General features: G+C 55.8%; 6 protein-coding genes. 1 reads left to right on the forward strand and 5 read right to left on the reverse strand.

The features are described 5' to 3' along the window. The first annotated feature begins 406 nt into the window (after positions 1-406). Entirely contained in the window at positions 407-4,192 is a 3,786-nt protein-coding gene (locus tag WFK81_RS05600; protein ID WP_336785430.1) for a fibronectin type III domain-containing protein, read from the forward strand. Positions 4,193-4,589: 397 nt separating this feature from the next. Here WFK81_RS05600 and WFK81_RS05605 read toward each other — a convergent pair whose 3' ends face one another. The 5 genes from WFK81_RS05605 to WFK81_RS05625 form a co-directional block, all read right to left on the reverse strand. Beyond that, the gene (locus tag WFK81_RS05605; protein WP_336785431.1) at positions 4,590-8,267 is read right to left on the reverse strand and encodes a non-ribosomal peptide synthetase family protein; all 3,678 of its coding nucleotides are present in this window, start codon (positions 8,265-8,267) and stop codon (positions 4,590-4,592) included. A gap of 74 nt (positions 8,268-8,341) precedes the next feature. After that, complete coding sequence (locus tag WFK81_RS05610; RefSeq protein ID WP_336785432.1) at positions 8,342-10,093, reverse strand: methyl-accepting chemotaxis protein; 1,752 nt, start codon at positions 10,091-10,093, stop codon at positions 8,342-8,344. Between the two features lie 422 nt (positions 10,094-10,515). Beyond that, positions 10,516-13,275, reverse strand: coding sequence for an alpha-mannosidase (locus tag WFK81_RS05615; RefSeq protein WP_336785433.1), 2,760 nt, complete (start codon positions 13,273-13,275; stop codon positions 10,516-10,518). A gap of 28 nt (positions 13,276-13,303) precedes the next feature. Next, on the reverse strand, positions 13,304-16,417 hold the full coding sequence (locus WFK81_RS05620; RefSeq protein ID WP_336785434.1) for a beta-galactosidase: 3,114 nt from the start codon (positions 16,415-16,417) through the stop codon (positions 13,304-13,306). Continuing rightward, a complete protein-coding gene (locus WFK81_RS05625) occupies positions 16,410-17,735 on the reverse strand; it encodes a glycoside hydrolase family 125 protein (RefSeq protein ID WP_248758573.1) in 1,326 nt (441 codons plus the stop codon). The genes WFK81_RS05620 and WFK81_RS05625 overlap by 8 nt, the downstream gene beginning before the upstream one ends. Between the last annotated feature and the right edge of the window lie 87 nt (positions 17,736-17,822).

The following is a 17,822-nucleotide window of genomic DNA, read 5'->3' on the forward strand; positions in this document are numbered from 1 at the left end:
CAGCCTCCTTTGTTTGTATAAGCACTAGACGCTTGTTGCCCCTCATTCTAGTAAATATTTACACAAATTTCAATCATTTTTAGGAAAATATTTATAATTTTTGCGGCAAATATTTTATCTGACTAATAACTAATCGTTTCATCCTTTAAGGGCACTAAACGTTGAAACAGTGAGCCTGTCTCTTGGGAAACTATGAATTTATTTGTTGTATTCCTGTAAATGCTCGATTATAATGGCCTCGTTGGTGCATGAGCATTTCATTTGTCTTGTTAATTTTCTTGATTTTTTGCGCCAAATTTATGCAAGGATTTAGGAGGTGATTTGTCCGAATTTTCCGACGAAATACAGTTCAAAAAAAAGAGGAGTGACTATTTTGCTTACAGCCTTCCATCGTTTGGCTCGCCGAATGCTCACCGCATCCCTTGTCCTGCTGCTGTTGTTTCCGACATTCCGCGCTCCCGGCCTCGCGCCGTCCGCACACGCCGCCATCGGCAAAGATCCCTTATACGGCAAAGTACCCGGTCTCAGCGAATACAGCCGGGTTATGATCTGGTACGGCACCAATACCGCTACCCAGACTCAGCTTGATACGTTAAAGATGTACGATCTTGTAATCCTTGAGCCTACCATCCGCATCATTAACGTCGCAAAGAACCAATTCTACTTCGAGACGTTTACCCCCAATCAGGTTAACGAAGTAAAACGGGGCGTTGACGGCATTCTCGGTACGGCCGACGACGTCATCGTGCTGGCCTATATGTCGGTTGGCGAGCTGGCTACTTCCAGCGTATTTACCGGCTTTACCGGCGATATGACAATTCAGAACGGCAAGGACGTCGGCCTGCTTCCGGCGGATTACAGCGGACCAAGCGGACCGCTGCACGGTCCTAATCCTTGGAACTACAACAGCTCCGGCAATTACATAAACGTGGAAGGCGGCGCAACGCCGGACGGCACTTATAATTCCGGTTACAACGGCTACGCGGGCATCTCGATTGCGAACGACTACTCCTCTACCGGTAGTCTGCTCAGCTGGAGCAATAACGGTCTGATGCCTTGGTATCTGGATCAGCAAGGAACCTGGGTGAACGACTCCCGCTATATGTACGGAGGGTATTGGAAAACCGGGGACGGCGTTGCCGACAAGAACAAAACCTACGGAGGCGGTTATATAAACGGCGGCGATCCGACGTGGAAGAAGCTTATTACCTTCATGACCGACAAGCTGGAGCATGATGCCGGGTACGACGGCGTGTTCCTGGATACCGTCGATACGCCGGATCCGATCGGCGGCGCAGGCCCAACCACCTCCTGGGGTCCGCGCGGCAACTTCGGCTTCACGGCCAAAGGCATGGTTGAGCTGGTCGAAGCGGTCAAAGCCGTTGATCCAACCAAGATTGTCGCGGCGAACCGGGGCTATTGGTATTTCAACCCGGACGAAGGCACCTCCCAATTCGCCGAGCGCTATCGGCATGCGATTAACATTTTCCTAACCGAATCCTGGTATTACAACCCCTACATCACGTCAGGCTCCAAATTCTATGACGAGAACGCGGCATTCGCAGACAACTGGAACACCAATTCCGCCTCCCCTACCTACCGCAGCCGCGACAACTTTGGAGGCTTCTGGAAAGAATACATGAACGCCCAGGCGAATCAGCCGGACGGCTTCAACATCATCATCTGCGACTTTACGATTCCTTCCGCAAGCACGAACAAATGGATGAACGAAATCGTGAATAACAGCCACTACATGGGTTACGACGTGAGCGGCGCCACCAATTTCACCAATATGTACCAAGACGCGAAAAACTGGCTGGATGCAAGCGGCCAGCCTTCTTCCTCGCTCGCCGGCATGCATCCGACCGATCTGCAGGGCGGCTTCAATATCGACGGGCAGTTCTCGGACTGGGCCAGCGAAACGCCAATCTACAGCGATCCGGCGGGCAGCAATGCCAAAGGCATAACGAAGGTGTACACCAAGTTCGCCGGCGATAAATTCCTGATGAAGATTGATGCCTTATCCACAATAAACATGCAAGGGGAAATGCTCTACTTCGATTACGACAAAAAAGGAGCAACCGGCTGGCAGGGCGTGGCCTGGCCCATTACGCCGGATTCCCGCATCTATTTCGAGAACATGAACAAGGTGTACCTCGCCCCGCATGTAAGCGGGCAGGCCGACGTGTTCAAGTTCCCGTCCACAACCGTCGGCAACAACGGATGGCCGGTAATCGCGAAGCAAACCGGCAATTCGGTTGAGCTGATGTTCGACGCGGACTATATTTTCCCGGATTCGCTTGCCGGGCAGGATATCTGGATGTGGTTCCGGACAGCCAACTTTGGCGGCTCGTCTGTTAAATTTACCGTTCCGGGCTCGCCTGCCGTGCCAAGCGCTCCAACCGGACTGTCGGCTTCGCCGGGCAACGCCCAGGTATTCTTAAGCTGGAGCCCAAATTCCGAGTCCAATCTGGCAGGCTATAACGTCTATCGCGGCGGCACCAAGCTTAACAGCACCCTTGTGACCAGCCCATCCTATACCGCAACGGGTCTGACAAACGGCACCAGCTATAGCTTCCAGGTTGCAGCCGTGAATGCAAACGGCGTCCAGTCGGCACTCAGCTCAGCGGTATCCGCCACTCCCGCTGCCCCTGTTGCGCCCGCTGCTCCTGCAGGACTGACCGCAAATGCCGGCAACGGCCAGGCCGTCTTAAGCTGGACCGCCAATACGGAAGCGAACCTCTCGGGATATAACGTGTACCGGAACGGCACGAAAGTAAACAGCTCACCGATAACCGGAACTTCTTACATCAATACCGGTTTAACAAACGGCACGGCCTACAGCTTCCAGGTATCCGCTGTGAACAATGCCGGTCAGGAGTCTCCGCTGAGTTCTGCCGTATCCGTAACGCCTAGCGGTACTACGCAAGCGACAATAACAATTGACGGAGCAGCCTCGGACTGGAGCGGAATCCCTGCGCTTGCTTCCGGCACCTCCGATGTGCAGGTGCTTAAGGCGTCCAATACGGCAAGTCAGCTGTACCTGCTTGTCCAAGGCAATAACTTGAATGTCAAAGGCCAGCTGTTCCTCGATACGGACAACAACCCGCTGACCGGTTATAACGCGGCCGGCTGGAACACCTCCGGCGCGGAAAGCGGCGCCGAATACATGATCGAGAACAATATCGTGTACCGCAACAACGGCGCAGGCTGGTCGTGGACGTCAGTCCGTACGCTTAGCACCGCCGAGTTCCAGCGCAACAACAATGTCGTTGAGCTGTCGATCCCGCTGAGTACGCTTAACCTCGCAAACGGAAACACGATCCGCGCCGGCTATATCAGCAACGACTCGGCGGTGAACCGGCTGCCCGGCAGCAGCGGCGTTCTGCCCGGCTATACGCTTGGCAGCGGCGGAACCGGCGGAGGCGGCACAACGCCGGATACGACAGCGCCTTCCGTCCCGGCTGGTCTAACCGCTTCCGCAGGCAGCAGCCAGGTCACGTTAACCTGGTCGGCCAACGCCGAATCCGATCTGCAGGGCTACAACCTTTACCGGGGGACAACAAAGTTAAATACCACCCCCGTGACAGGAACGACTTATACCGCTACCGGACTAACCAACGGCACCTCCTATTCGTTCCAGATCAGCGCCGTGGATACAAGCAATAATGAATCCGCCAAATCAACCGCAGTCAGCGCGACACCTCAGGCCGTTACCACGATAACAATCGACGGCAGCGCAAGCGACTGGGGATCGGTCCCGGCACTAAACGGCAGCGCAGGCGGCACCATTACCGCCATGAAAGCGAAAAACGACGGCACCAACCTGTATCTGCTTATTCAAGGCAGCGGCTTGAACGCCAAAAGCCAGTTCTACCTGAACACGGATAATAACGCGTCTTCCGGCTATAATCCGGCGAACTGGGCTACAAGCGGCGTGGATACCCTGCTGGAGAATCAAAACCTTTTCGCCTACAGCGGAACGGGCAATAGCTGGACTTGGAGCCTGGCTTCTACGCTCAGCTCCGCCCAGTATGTCCGCAACGATACGGTTATTGAAGTCGCAGTCCCTCTTTCTTCTCTTGGTTTAACGTCGGGCAGCACCATCCGCCTAGGCTTCATCACTAACGATTCGACCGTGAACCGGCTTCCGGCCGCAAAAGGAACGTTGTTAAGCTTTACGTTGTCGTAGACTTAAACGCCCGCCACAGCTTCTAGGGCATGGAGGCAACCGTCCCGAATAAATGCGAAAAGGGAAATTCCCATTAGTCATGACACGACAATGGAATTTCCCTTTAGATTTGAGCTAAATAGCAACCTCTACATTCGATCCCTATCGGATCATCCTTAGCGGTGTGAAGGGCTACAGTGGATTTCGTACAGCATTATAAGTCATTTTTGCTTGTCTACTCGAGTACATTGGATTGGATCCCGTATAATCTGCCAAATTAGGCGAAAGCGGCTCAATATGGACTAATTTACTGGAGTGAATCCAACGCAGCCTCTGCATTTTATCCTGTCAGCCGGATTTTATTGGATGAAATCCAATGTACGGTGATCATAGAGACTATTGCTTATGGACAAACTTATTATACCGTTACCAACGCTTTCGGGAAGTACCCGATTTTCACGGCATGATCCAGCATAGCCCCCATAAAGCGGCTGTCCGGCGCAGCGCATGCAATGCCAAGCTCCTGCAGGATTTCATACGTGTATTCGCATCCGTAGCGGTAGCTCGAATCCTTCGCGCCGTCCCCTTCCAGCTGGGCAATCGCCAGCTTGACGCCTTCCGCGTTTTTCGGAACGGATGCGTCAAACAGCCATTTGGTATAAGCGTCCGGCTCCAGAAGCTCTACAGCGTAACCGTATTCGCGGATGAGATCCACCCATTTGGTATACGGGATGGTCTCCGGGTTGCAAATGTGGAACAATCGTCCCGAATGAGCCGACTGGAGTGCAAGCGCAACGATTGATTTACCCGCGTAATCAATTGGGGTAAAGTCCACCTCCCATTCCACCTTTGGCGCTTTTCCGAGCAGCAGCATCGCCTTCAGCATGCGGTAGAACGAATTGCTGTCGATATTCCGCTGAAACAAGCCGCTCTCGGAATGGGAGGACAGATTGCCGGCCCGGTAGATGTTGACGCTCAGCCCTTCTTCGGCCGCGGACATCAGCGCTTTTTCCGCTTCCATCTTGCTGTTCGTATACAGATTCTCTACCTTCAGATCAGGCCATAGCGCCTGCTCGTTTAATACCTCTTCCCATTGCCCGCTTAACGCCAAATCCTCCGGTATGCCGAGTGTAGAAATATGATGGAAGCGAACCGGCTTCAAGCAAGCCTTGGCAAGATTGATCAAAGCGAGCGTGCCCGCAATATTCGTCTTCGCAAATTGCTCTTCCTCGCCGAAATGCCTTACATCGGCTGCGCTGTGAATAATGGCATCCAGCTTACCGAGAAGCTCCTGCCGCATCTCGGCGGAAATCCCCAGGTCCTCTTGCTCCAAGTCGCCTTCTACCGCCATCACCCGCTCCTCGATACGCTCTTTTGCAGCTTGGCCAAAGAAGTATTCCATATGCGCCTGAATGCGGATCAGACCGGAATCGATGCCCGGACGGACGAGGCAATAGACCGTTGCATCGCTCTGTTCAAGCAGCTCATGCAGCAGATAGGCGCCCAGATAACCCGTAGCCCCCGTTAATAAGATAGCTTTGGGTTCAACGCAATCGCCATGCGTCAATTCCGCTCCCCATTCCGGAATCGGAGGCTCTTCGTTAAGCGGCACAATCGGTCCGGTTGCCGGCTTGGCAGAGCGTTCCTCCATCTGAGGCTGTTCCGCTTGAAGCTTCTCAATCCGCAAGGACAAGGCTTCCACTGTCCGGAAAGTAAAGAAATCATTGATTTTCAGCTCCGGATATTGCGGCTTCAGCAGGACGAGCACATGAATAATCGCCAGCGAATCGCCGCCAATCGAGAAGAAATCATCGTACCGTCCAACCTGTTCCAGACGCAGCGCCTCCTGCCACGATGCCGCAACGTCCCGTTCAATAGCCGTAGCCGGCGGCACAAAGCCTTCATCCGCGGCAGCGGTCTCCATATGATTAAAGCGCTGCAGCCCTTTACGGTCGATTTTGCCCGTTGGCGAGGTTGGCATCGCATCCAGCTGAACGATCCATTTCGGAACGAAATAGGAAGGCAGCTTAGTTCCAAGCATCCTCTTGATAACCGCTGACTGCAGCTGTTCGCCGTCTTGGGTCGTGTAATAACCGACCAGCATATTTTGGCCGTCCGTATCCTTCTTGCAGATGACCGCAACGTCCTGTACGTTTGGAATTTTGGCGAAGCTGTCCTCGATCTCCCCGATTTCGATGCGGTGACCGCGGATTTTGATCTGAGAGTCGCGGCGCCCCACATATTCGACCGTTCCGTCAGGCAGCAGCTTTGCGATATCGCCGGACTTGTAGATTTGCCCCTCGCCAAACGGATTATCGATAAAGGCTTCGGCCGTTTTCTCGGGCTGGTTCAAGTACCCTTTCGCTAGGCCTACCGTTGAAATATATACTTCGCCATGCACGTTCACCGGACACAGCTGATTTTCCTCATTCACAATATAGACCTTGTAATTATGAATCGGCTTGCCGATCGGAATGTTCGTTACTTCATCCGGAATAAAACCTCTAACCGTAAACGTAGTTGTGCAAACCGTGCATTCGGTTGGACCGTACACGTTAACGATATCGATCGCGTCGTGGAATTTGCGCTGGAAAGCCCGGACCTGCTCGCCGTATAACGCCTCCCCCGCAACGGTGATGAGCTTGACGCCCGACAATTTGCGATAGCCTTCTTCCGACAAATATGCGGACAGCTGATTAAAGAACACGGTAGGGAGAATGGTAATAATGGTTGTCCCCGTTCTCTCAATAGCGCTTGCGAACTCCTCGACGGATACCCGTTCCTCCGAAGACAGCAGATAGAGATGCGCCCCGTAAAACAAAGCGCCAATCGTATCCCATACCGAAGCGTCAAAGCTGTAGGTTGCGAACTGCGTAAGCACGTCCTCAGGACCGATCCGGCAATCCGTGCGGACCGTCTCGCCCAGGTTGACCACGCCTTCGTGCGCGATCAGCGCGCCCTTCGGCCTTCCCGTCGAGCCGGATGTATAGATAATATAGGCGAGATCCTCAGAGGCAACCCCGTTCTCGACATTGTATATGCCTTCGTAGACCTCCGTCATGCCGGAGTCTAACGCGATGATTTCCTTTACGGTATCCACGCCTTCGCAGAGCAAGGCTGCTTCTGCTTCATAAGCGGATTTGGTCAGGATAAAGGCGGATGCGGTATCCGATAAAATATAGCGGTTGCGGTCCTCCGGATGCTCCGGGTCAACCGGAACGTAAACGCCGCCCGCCTTAAGGATGCCAAGCAGGCTGACGATCAGCTCGAGGCTCCGCTCCATAAAGATGGTGACGAAATCCCCTTTGCCAAGGCCGCGGTGCAGCAGCATTCTTGCCGTGCTGTTTGCTCTCTCGTTTAACTCGCGGTAAGTCAGCTGACCATGAATGGAAGAGACCGCAATACGGTCCGGATAAGCCGCCGCAGCCTGCTCGAACATGCCGTGAATCGTTTTTGTTCGATCGTAAGGATAAGCCGTATCGTTCATCCGATCATAGACCGCCCGGTCCGTACCCAGCAAAATATCAACAGCGGCAATCAGGCTGCCTTCATCCGCAAGAGCTGCTTCCAGCAGGATATTGTAATATTGCATATACCTGCGAATCGTAGATTCCGCAAGCACCGAGCTGTCGTAATCCACTCGCAGCATCCAGCGTCCGTCTTCGTGAAGCAGCTGCCAGTTCAGCAGCTCCTGCACCGTGCCGATCGGCTGACCGCACGAGAAGCGGGTGTCGAATTGCAGCTCCGGCGAAGCGACAGCTCCGGCAGCAGCCTGGCTGTTAATGGTCTCTTTCAAACTAGCGAAAGTCTGCTTCTGTTCAAAGCTTAGAAGAAGGGGTACCGGCGTCCCGCCGCCCGTAATCCACTCCGCCATAATGCCGGTTTCTCCGGACAATCGGTACAGCAACGCCATATAGGCTGCCGCCGCGATTTGCTCTCTGCCATCCTTCAAAGCCTGCAGCTTCTCGTTTAAGCCGTCTTCAAAAGCTGCTTCTACTGTTAAGTAGGAATAAGTGCGGCTGTGACGTGATGAATCCAGCGGGATAAATAGCAGCAAATTTTCTGTTACCTTAGTGTGATGATTGATCTCCGTCATATCTCTCTGTACTCCTTCCGAGCAGTAAAAATGTCCCCGCATCGAATCCGATGCGAGGATGGAACAGGTTAGCCTTAACCTTTAACTTGGAATTGGTTAAGAAGCTTCTGAAGTTTTTCCGACAGAGCGGTAAGCTCCGTTGAAGAGTCCACGATAGCGGACATGCTTTCCTTCTGTTCTTCGACGGAATCGGATATTTTGGCGCTGTTTACGGCCGTAACGCTTACCGCCGACGACAAGCTTTCGGAGGTTGCCGTAAGCTCCTCCGTACCTGCCGACAGCTCCTCTGTCGAACTCGACACCTCTTGAATTTGCATCGTTACGTTTTGCGTAGCCTGCAAAATCTCGTTCAAAAGCTGCTCTGTTGCGTTTGTAATCTTCAGGCCGTCAATAACCTCGTAGGTGCCTTGCTCCAGCGCCTCTACGGCAATCCGGATGACGTCCTGAATTTCCTTCACCAGCTCGGAGATCTGGTTCGCGGACTGGTCGGATTGCTCCGCCAGCTTCCGGACCTCGCCGGCAACAACGGCAAAGCCTTTGCCATGCTCGCCTACCCGCGCTGCCTCGATAGCCGCGTTCAGCGCGAGCAGATTCGTTTGGCCGGAGATATTCATAATAATCGATACGATATTTTCGATTTCCTGCGAGCGGCTGTCCAGCAGCTTGATGGCATTCGTGGACTTGCTGACCACGGTCTGGATTTGCTCCATCTGCGTCATAACCTGCTTAACCGCCGAATTGCCCTCGATGGATTTTTGCTCCATGTCGTAAGCCTCGTGAGCGACCTTCGAGGAATTCTCCGCGATGGTCTGAATTACCGCCGCAAGCTCGGTCATCGCTCTGGCGGTATCCATGGTCGCCTGCTTCTGCTCCCCGATGCCTCCCGAGATTTCCTGTACGCTTGCCGTGATCAGATTTGTATTTTTACTGTTCAGCTCCGAGATTTCATGCAGGTTCTTGGCAGAATTCGTAACGGCATGCGAGGTATGCTGAACTTGAAGCATCATATCGTTAATTCGGCTGACCATACCGTTAAACTTTTTATTGACGGTTCCCAGATCATCCGGTCCGGTCTTCAGCTCTACGTTCAGATTTCCGGTGCTGACTACTTCAATGCCGCGTACCAGCTCTTTAATCGGCTTCATCGCTCGACGGGACACTAAAAATTGGATTAGGAAAATGATCAGTATGAAAATGACCATTATGGTAATGCCGTTCACAAGAAGCTTGTGCAGCCCCTCCGGAACAGCGCTGGCATCCACATCGGCAGCGAAGAATCCAAGGCTGTTGCCCTGGCTGTCAACGATCGGGTAAAGAACCGACGTCCATGTGCCGAAGCTGTCGGAATAGAAGCTGGTAAAGGTCGGCTTGCCGCTCTTCAGCATCTTGGCAACGGCGTTCGCCATCGCGGCCGGCTGCTCGTACATGTCGCCGATATTGATGTTCTCGGCCGAGAACGCTTCTACGAGGCTAGTAGGCATGGCGACAAGCGAGGTTTTATTGCCGTCCGCAAGCTCGGTACCAAATATGTAAGCTTGAGCAATATTCGGATTATATTTATGGATTTGATCGAATTGAACCTGAAGCTGGGCTTGCGCCGAGCCTTTGTAGCTCTTCTGCTCAATCGCCTGGGCAACGACCGCGGGGTCGATTTCTTTTGCCCATTCCTGCGTAATGGCAATAATCTGGCCTCGCAGCTGCTCAATCAGAATGTCTTTTTGGGTCATATAGCTGGAGGAGATTAGAATCGTGCCGATTAAAATAATGTTAATAAAAGCTAACAGCAACATCTTGGTGAAAAACGACATCCGTCTGATCAACAACATCTGTAAAACGCTCCTAGTATGATTTAATTGTCTATTTGGCCGCATATTCAAAACCGAAGCGTAATTAACCCCCTTTACGGAATTATGATTTGGAATAATTTCTGAAAAATACAAATTGATTCTCGCAATGCTGCCAAATTTCGACATAGACTATTTATATAGTATCGTACTATATAACTACAAGTTGAATAGCAAAACAAAAAAAACTGTGTAAATATTGTTTACAATTTGTAATAATTTCGTGAAAAAAATCGTATTTCTAGTACTTTTGATCTATATAATAGGAAATATCAGGATATTAAATCAATCCCTGTAAAGTGCATGCTATTATTATCGAAAATTAAAAAGCAGCATTCCCATAAAAGGAAATGCTGCTTTTTGTCTGTTCATTATATATCAAATTCACAAGTGCCCATGCGGCGTCATTTCGCTGCCGTGATGCCTACCGTATAGATCTCGCACGGCCCAAGCTCCGCCGCGAACGAGCCGTTCGCGCCTTCGCCGGACGGCTGCAGGCTTTCGCCCGCCTGCTCTAGCACGTCGCTCGCGTATGCCACTACGGCAGAGCCGACGTTCGGCTGCGCCTGCAGCTGCGCCGCTTCCGGCCGCATGTTGAACCAGCGCAGCATGAGATCGCCCGTCGCTTCCGCGATCTTGGCCGAGGAGAACGCAATGCCTTCACCTTCCCAAGCCAGGAACGAGTGCGCCGGCGGCAGCGTTCCGCCGTGTACGCCGGTTTGCGTGCTTGTCCACGGCGCTTGGAACTGATAAGCGGACGCATACGCGCCCGTCGCCGCGCCGTCTCCGCCATGGGGAAGGATCAAGAGCTCCACCGTTTGCTCGCCGAGGCATTGCGCTTCCGGCGTCGGGAAGACGCCCCAGTCGCCCAGCTCGGAAACGGAGCGAAGCAGCGTAACGGCAATCGTATTGCGGCCGTCACGGAGCACTTCGTATTCGTTCAAGCCAAGGTTCGCGATTGTGAGGCCCTGCGTGCCGTCGCTGACATCGGCAAAGGCTTGCTGATGCTGCGCGTTGCTCGGGTTCTCCCATTCGGCGGCAGGCTCGTTATCGCGAACCGCCACTTCGAAGATCGCGTCGGCCCGATGAACGGACGCCGCCAAGTCTGTCGGGAACAAGGCGCGCACGCGATGGTCCTTCGCTTGGTTATTAAACGTGGTACGGATGCCTACGCCGTGTCCGGAACGCTCCAGGCTGACGACGGTGCGGATCGTGAACGGCACGTAGTCCTTCGAACGGCCGGCTTTGCGCTCGGGATAATAAACGGCTTCCTGCTTCTCCTGCTCGAACAACTCGTCGGCGGAAGCCGGGATCGACCAATGATGAACGATCTCGAACGCGGCGCGGTAAGCATTATCTTCGATAACGCGGATCTTTGCTTTAAGACCCTTGGTCGTCAGCGCCGGCTCGCCGTCCGGCTGCTTAAACATGTACTCGTTTCCGATATCTCCGGCATCTTCATAGATAAGCAGATCGCGGAACGTGCGTCCGCTGGCGATATCCGTTACCGCCAAGGTTCCGTCCTCGGCGATCTCGATGCTCAGGTTGGCGTTCGCAAGCGTACGGGGACCGGTCACCAGAGACGGCGACGAAGCGCCGTCTGCAGCTCCGAGCACCCAAGCGTACGTCTTCAAGCCAAGCGCCGGAACGGCGGTCGCTTCGAACGTCAGCTTCACGCGACGCGTCCAATACGGCTGACGGAACTTGTCATCCGGCAGGTCGTAGCCGAACTGCAAGCCCAAATCCTCGAACGTATGCGGGGCGGCATTGCCGTCGGCATCCACAAGCGTGCGGCCCTCCAGGGAAATTTCCTTCATCATGCGAATCATGTCATTCGGGGCGATGCCTTCGCGGAAATACACGCGCGCAACGTCCAGCTCGATTTCCACGACGCCGCTCCGAGTCCATCCCGTCGTATTAAACGCGACAAGCGGCAGCGCATCCTGACCGTAGTTCGCGAAAACGCTCGTGTCTACAGCACCGGCAACCGCATGCTTGCTGTCGTCGACGATCGTCTCCGCCACATGGCGGCTCTTGTCGAACCGGGTGACCATCTCGCGATGCACCTCGTCGACGCTGCAGCCGCAGATGCTATCGTGCGGATGGTTCTGCATGAGCGTTTTCCAAGCGTACTTCAGCAGATGATGCGGGTACTTGGCTTTGCCCGTCATATGAGCGAACGCGGCGAGCGGCTCGGCGACCTTCTCGAGGATCGTCTGGCCGACCTGGTTCATCTGTTTCAGGTAGACGCGGGCGGACGCCGTATTCACGAGCGTCGACCAGCCGTCCGTCCGCTGGCTGCGCAGCTCGCCGCGCACGACCGACAGCTGCTTGTCTTCGAGCGAAGACTTCAGCGACGTCAGATAATCCGGGAAATTCGAATGAACGAAATCCGTATCCGGGTATAGCTTGCGAGCAACGCGAATCGCTTCGGCCAGATCCGTCTGGATCGGCTGATGATCGCAGCCGTTCATGAAGAGCAGCTGCCCCGTCGATGAATATTTGCCGGCATCGGCCAGCTTGCGGTCCCAGTATTCCTTGGCTTCCGCTTCGTCCACGGGTACCTCGTTGCCGTTGCTGTACCAGTTGGCGAACAGAATGCCAAGCACCTGCGAGCCATCAGGTCCTTCCCATACAAGCTCCGAGAAGGACGACTCGTACGCGGAGTCCGATACCATGTTGTTGAAGCCCGTCGGCTTGACGCCACGGCCGAACACCGCGTTGTCGATGCCCGCCTGCTTCATGAGCTGCGGCGCTTGGCCGATGTTACCGAAGGTGTCGGGGAAATACCCGACCTTCGCAATCGTGCCGTACTGCGCGGCATCTTGGTGCCCGATCTGCAGATTGCGGACGTTCGCTTCGCTGCTGGTCAGGAACGCATCCTGCAGCACGTACCACGGACCGATATGAATGCGGCCTTCGCGGATCCATTTCTCCAGGCGCTCCCGCTCTTCGGGGCGTACTTGCAGGTAGTCTTCGATAATAATCGTCTGGCCGTCCAGATAGAAGCTGCGGTATTCCTCGTCTTTCTCCAGCGTGTCCAGCAGCGTATCCATAAGCGCGATAAGCCGCACGTGATGTTTCTCGTAAGGCAGATACCATTCGCGGTCCCAATGCGTGTGCGAGATGATATGCGCCGTTTTTCTATGATCAGCGTTCGCCATGGCGATCGTCTCCTTTCGATTTCAAGCCTTATTCGGCCGGCAGCGCCAGCACTTCCACTTCGTCCGGGCGATAAACCTCCGTCACTCGGCCGGTGCGGTCGACGGCAAACAGTACCGCGCGCTCCCGTTCCAGCATGAACGAATACGTTGTTCCCGTCGCGGCGGACTTCACTTCGATCTTCGCGTCGTGCGCGTATTCGGATACGAACACGAAGAGCTCGCCGTCCTTGAAGCGAAGACTCCGACCGTACACGCCGGCCAGGTCGCCGCCCTTCAGCCATTCCAATTCGCGGCGAGCGCCGGATGCCTCCAGCGCGTGCGCATAAAGCGCCGCGACCGGCTCGGCGCGTTCGTTCAGCTCCACCGGCAGCGGACACCAGATCAGGCGTCCTTGTCCGTAAGCGGCTTCCATGACCTGATCCGCTCCCGCTTCGGCGCCGTAACCGGCTTCCTTGAACACTTCGGCGATTCTCCGGTGACCGTACGATACCGGATACGCCTTGTCTCCGATCGCGAGCCGTTCTTCCCGAACGACGTTAGCCGGCTTCCGCTGGCCGAACGTATCGGCGAGCCGATCCGCTTCCCGCCAGTAGGCGTCGAGCCCAAGCGGACCCGTGAACAAGAGAGTGGCAGCCGTCCTGTCCACAATGTCCAGCAGCCGCGCGAACGCTTCATCAGCGAAGTTATGCGCGGACGGCACGATGATCAGCTTGGCCGGCGCCGTCTCCAGCGCGTCCAGATGGTACTCCGAGACGCCGCGGAACGGCGTCTTCAGCTCGTAGCCGAGCACGCGCGTCAGGCGCGTCGTCGCGTCAAACGCCAGCTTGCGGTTGGAGAAGTCGTTGGAGTACGGGAATACGGCAGCGACATCCTCCAGCTCGCGGTCCCGGAACAGATCGCGGATCCGCTCCATGAAGCTGCCGAACCGGTAGGAGACGTCCGCTTCCGGCTTCTCGGTTCCGTCCGCCCGAAGCGCGCCGATATGGGATTCGTTCGCGTTGTCCATATAGAAGTTGGTGTTCCAGATCCACTGCACGGCACCCGCCCCGCCTGCCGCGAAGGCATAGGCGTACTTGCGCTCCAGCATCGCCCGCAGCTCTTCCTCGGACCGCTTCGCGAAGCCCGCCGGCGTTTCCACGTACATGATTCCCGTCTCCTGCACGACGTTTGGCTTGTCGGCCGTCTTCGCGAAGATGCCGTCCCACAGCAAATGGTCGTTCAGCCACCAGGAATGCACGGTTGTGTAATCAACCTCTTCCCCGTAGAAGAACGGAGAAGGACGCTGCGCGCCAAGCGCTTCATCCTGGCCAACCGTCACGAGCTGTGACGGATTGCTTTCCTTGATCGCATCGACGAGCTGTTTCGCCCAGCGGTTGTGCATATCCATGGAGAACAGCGCGTAATCCAGCCAGCGCGTACCCCGTTTGCCTTGGTGCATGTCCTGCACGTCGAAGTTGATGTCCTCCGGCTCCGGTATGACAGCGGATGCGAAATCCGGCAGCTCGCCCGGGGTCATGCCCCAGCGTTCGCGCAGCTTCGCGATTGAGCCGTGGCGCTCCGCCAGCCATTCCGCGTAAGCCGCCTTCTCAAACCGGTCGCGGCTCGAGCGCGGACCGTCGGAGAAGATGCGCGGCGGATCGAACATCGATGGCTCGTTGATCAGGTCCCAATCCACGTTTGTCGTCTCGCGGTGACGGCTGACGATGGAGCGGATGAACCGCTTCTGCGCCTCCACGCTGCGCGGATCGAGGTACGGGTTCGTGCCTTCCCACGTCTCCGGCGTAAAGGAGAAGAACGTAAACGTTACCTGCAGGCCGTGCCGCTTCGCGGTCATGAAGAACGCGTCGATCGAACGCAGCACTTCTTCGGACGCATGCCCGTCCACCTGCATGATATTGCGGTACGCCGTCCAGATGCCCGTGCGGATCCAGTTAATGCCCGCTTTGCGCATTTGCGCCATGTCGCGATCCCATACCGATACGTTCGGCAGGAACAAGAACTTGCGCGCGACGTCCGATGTCATGTACGTCATGCCGACGACAGGCATCGGCCGCCCATCCTTCTCGAAATAATCCCGGCCGCGCGCGAGCAGCCCGCCGGTGTTCAGCAAATCGGCGTCCATACCCCAGAAGCCTTGGCGAAGCAGGCGCGTCTCGCCGTCCGAGGACTTGGCCACGCAATCCACCAGATAATAACCCGCTTGGATGTCGCCAAGCAGCGGAATGCGCTTCAGCTCCAGCTCGGGGCCGATTTCCGCCTCGTGGCGGTAAGTAGACACGTCGCCCGATCCTTCCGCGCGGCTGACTTTAATGTCGAACGTCCAGTTCGTCTTGCCTGCCGGTCCGCGGCCCAGCTTCTGCGCCTGGAGCGTCAGCAACGGCCGCTCATGCAGCTCGTAGGAAGCATAACCCGGCTTCAGCCACAGCTCGGTTACGCCGGCCGCGCAGAACGCCGCCCACGCTTCAAGAGCCTCGGCACCGCCGCGCGCGAAGAAATCCGCGCCAAGCGGCAGGTTGACGAACAGCCAGCGTCCGCCGGCGAAATCGCCTTTCGTGTTCTCCCACAGCACGGCCGGTGCGGCAACTTCACGCCCTTCGGCGGAGATGCCCTTCAGCACGGGGTAAATATGCGCGTCCATCGGACCCGCCGACCCCATCTGCAGCGGCAGGTCGCTTGATTTGGTCACATGCGGCACGAGGTTCCACGTATCCTGGGCGTCAAGCAGCGCCTCTCTGCCCTTGAATAGAGGGATCTCTTCGATAGCGGCCAGCTTCAGAACGGGCTCCGCCTTTACCGGCAGCATCTCGTGAATGCGCAGCTGCCGGTGATACGCGGTTTGCTCCGGCTCTGCAAACCACTCGCCCGCTTCTTTGCGGACCGGCACGCGGAAAGGCGCGCCGCCCAAGCTGATCAAGCCGCCGCCGCGTTTCAAAAACCCGAGCAGCGCTTCCCATGCATCAACCGGGAAATAAGGCGCGTGCAGCGATACGAATACGCCGCCTTCCGACCCTTCCAGTCTTGCCGCCAGCGCATCGGCGCCGTATACCTCGCCGACGCCCCGCAGCTGTTCCAGTTCCGCTCCGTCAATGGGAGAGGCGCCCGGAAAGGCGCCATCATAGAAAATGATCGTCGAATTAAGCATCGAGGAGTCCCGCTTTCATCGCTTTATAGACCAGCTGAGAGAACAAGCTGTTGGACCAGGCGAACCATTTGCGCGTGAATACGGCAGGATCGTCCGAATGGAAGCCTTCATGCATGAAGCCGGTGTCGGCGTCCGTCGCTTCCAAAACCGCGATCATATCAAGCATTTCCTCGTCCGTCTTGGCCGTGAGCCCCTGCATGGACAAGGCCATATGCCAGATATAACCCGGAGGCGTATGAGGGCTGCCGATGCCTTTCGCGGCCGTGCCTTCGTAATAGAACGGGTTTTCCTTGCTCAGCGCGAAACGTCGCGTATTCTGGTAGATCGGATCGTCACCGTCCACGTAGCCGAGGTACGGAATCGAGATCAAGCCCGGCGTGCCCGCGTCGTCCATCAGGCAGTAGTTGCCGAAGCCGTCCGTCTCGTACGCGTAGATCGGGCCGAACTCCGGATGCCGGTAGATGCCGTACAGCTGAATGCCGTGGTTGATCTCGCGCTCCAGCTTCGCCATTTCCTTCTCGAACGAAAGGTCGCGGAAGACGAATTCGGCGATTTCGCGCATCTGGCGCAGCGTGACAACGGCGAACATGTTGTCCGGAATGTTGTAATGGAAATCGCAGGCGTCGTCGCTTGGCCGGAAGCCGGACCAGATCATGCCCGTGTAATTGACCGGCATGCCGATGCCATCGTTCATGAGGGAATCGGTCATGATTCCGTTGTCCCGCTCGAAGCGGTACGGCGAACGCTCGAAATGGTGCTGCTCCCGCTTCCACAGGTCGACAGCGGCGCGCATCGCAACCTTGAAGTCCGCGTCAAAAATGTCGGCGCGGCCGGTTTCCTTCCAGTACGCGAACGCGAGGCGCATCGAGAAGCAGATGGAATCGAGCTCGAACTTGCGCTCCCATACCCAAGGGGACATGTCCGTCTTGTCGTCGGTATTCCAGTGCCAGTCGTTCGCCATTTCGTTGAACGCGTTCGCGTACGGGTCGATGACAATGTTGCGCATGTGCAGCTTGATCAAGCCGCCGATAATCCGCTGGAGGTCGGCGTCGTCCTTGGCAAACGGAACATAGTGCATAACCTGCTCCACGGAATCGCGCAGCCACATCGCGGGGATATCTCCCGTAATGACAAACGTTGTGCCGTCGTCCAGCAGCTTAGTCGTTGTTTCCAGCGTATTCGGGAAACAGTTCTTGAACAGCTGAAGCAGCTTAGGCCGGTGCGCAAGGCGCGTCTCCGCCTCCGCCAGCACCGCTTGCACGGATTGCGGCAGCGGCAGGTTCGGCATATCGATTTTGGGCAATCTGAATTGTTCCATGGTTGTTTTCCCCTTTGTCGTTACTTTATCGCTTTGCTTATTGCTTATGCGTCACAGCAAAAACGGCCCGTCGGCGGTTGTCCGCGC

It is taken from the genome of Paenibacillus sp. MMO-177 (assembly GCF_037147795.1).
In the GTDB taxonomy this organism is placed as follows: Bacteria; Bacillota; Bacilli; order Paenibacillales; family Paenibacillaceae; genus Pristimantibacillus.

Coding starts and splice junctions, on each gene's coding strand:
- WFK81_RS05620 (WP_336785434.1), bottom strand. CDS start 16,417: ATGCTTAATTCGACGATCATTTTCTATGATGGCGCCTTTCCGGGCGCC.
- WFK81_RS05615 (WP_336785433.1), bottom strand. CDS start 13,275: ATGGCGAACGCTGATCATAGAAAAACGGCGCATATCATCTCGCACACG.
- WFK81_RS05605 (WP_336785431.1), bottom strand. CDS start 8,267: ATGACGGAGATCAATCATCACACTAAGGTAACAGAAAATTTGCTGCTA.
- WFK81_RS05610 (WP_336785432.1), bottom strand. CDS start 10,093: ATGTTGTTGATCAGACGGATGTCGTTTTTCACCAAGATGTTGCTGTTA.
- WFK81_RS05600 (WP_336785430.1), top strand. CDS start 407: ATGCTCACCGCATCCCTTGTCCTGCTGCTGTTGTTTCCGACATTCCGC.
- WFK81_RS05625 (WP_248758573.1), bottom strand. CDS start 17,735: ATGGAACAATTCAGATTGCCCAAAATCGATATGCCGAACCTGCCGCTG.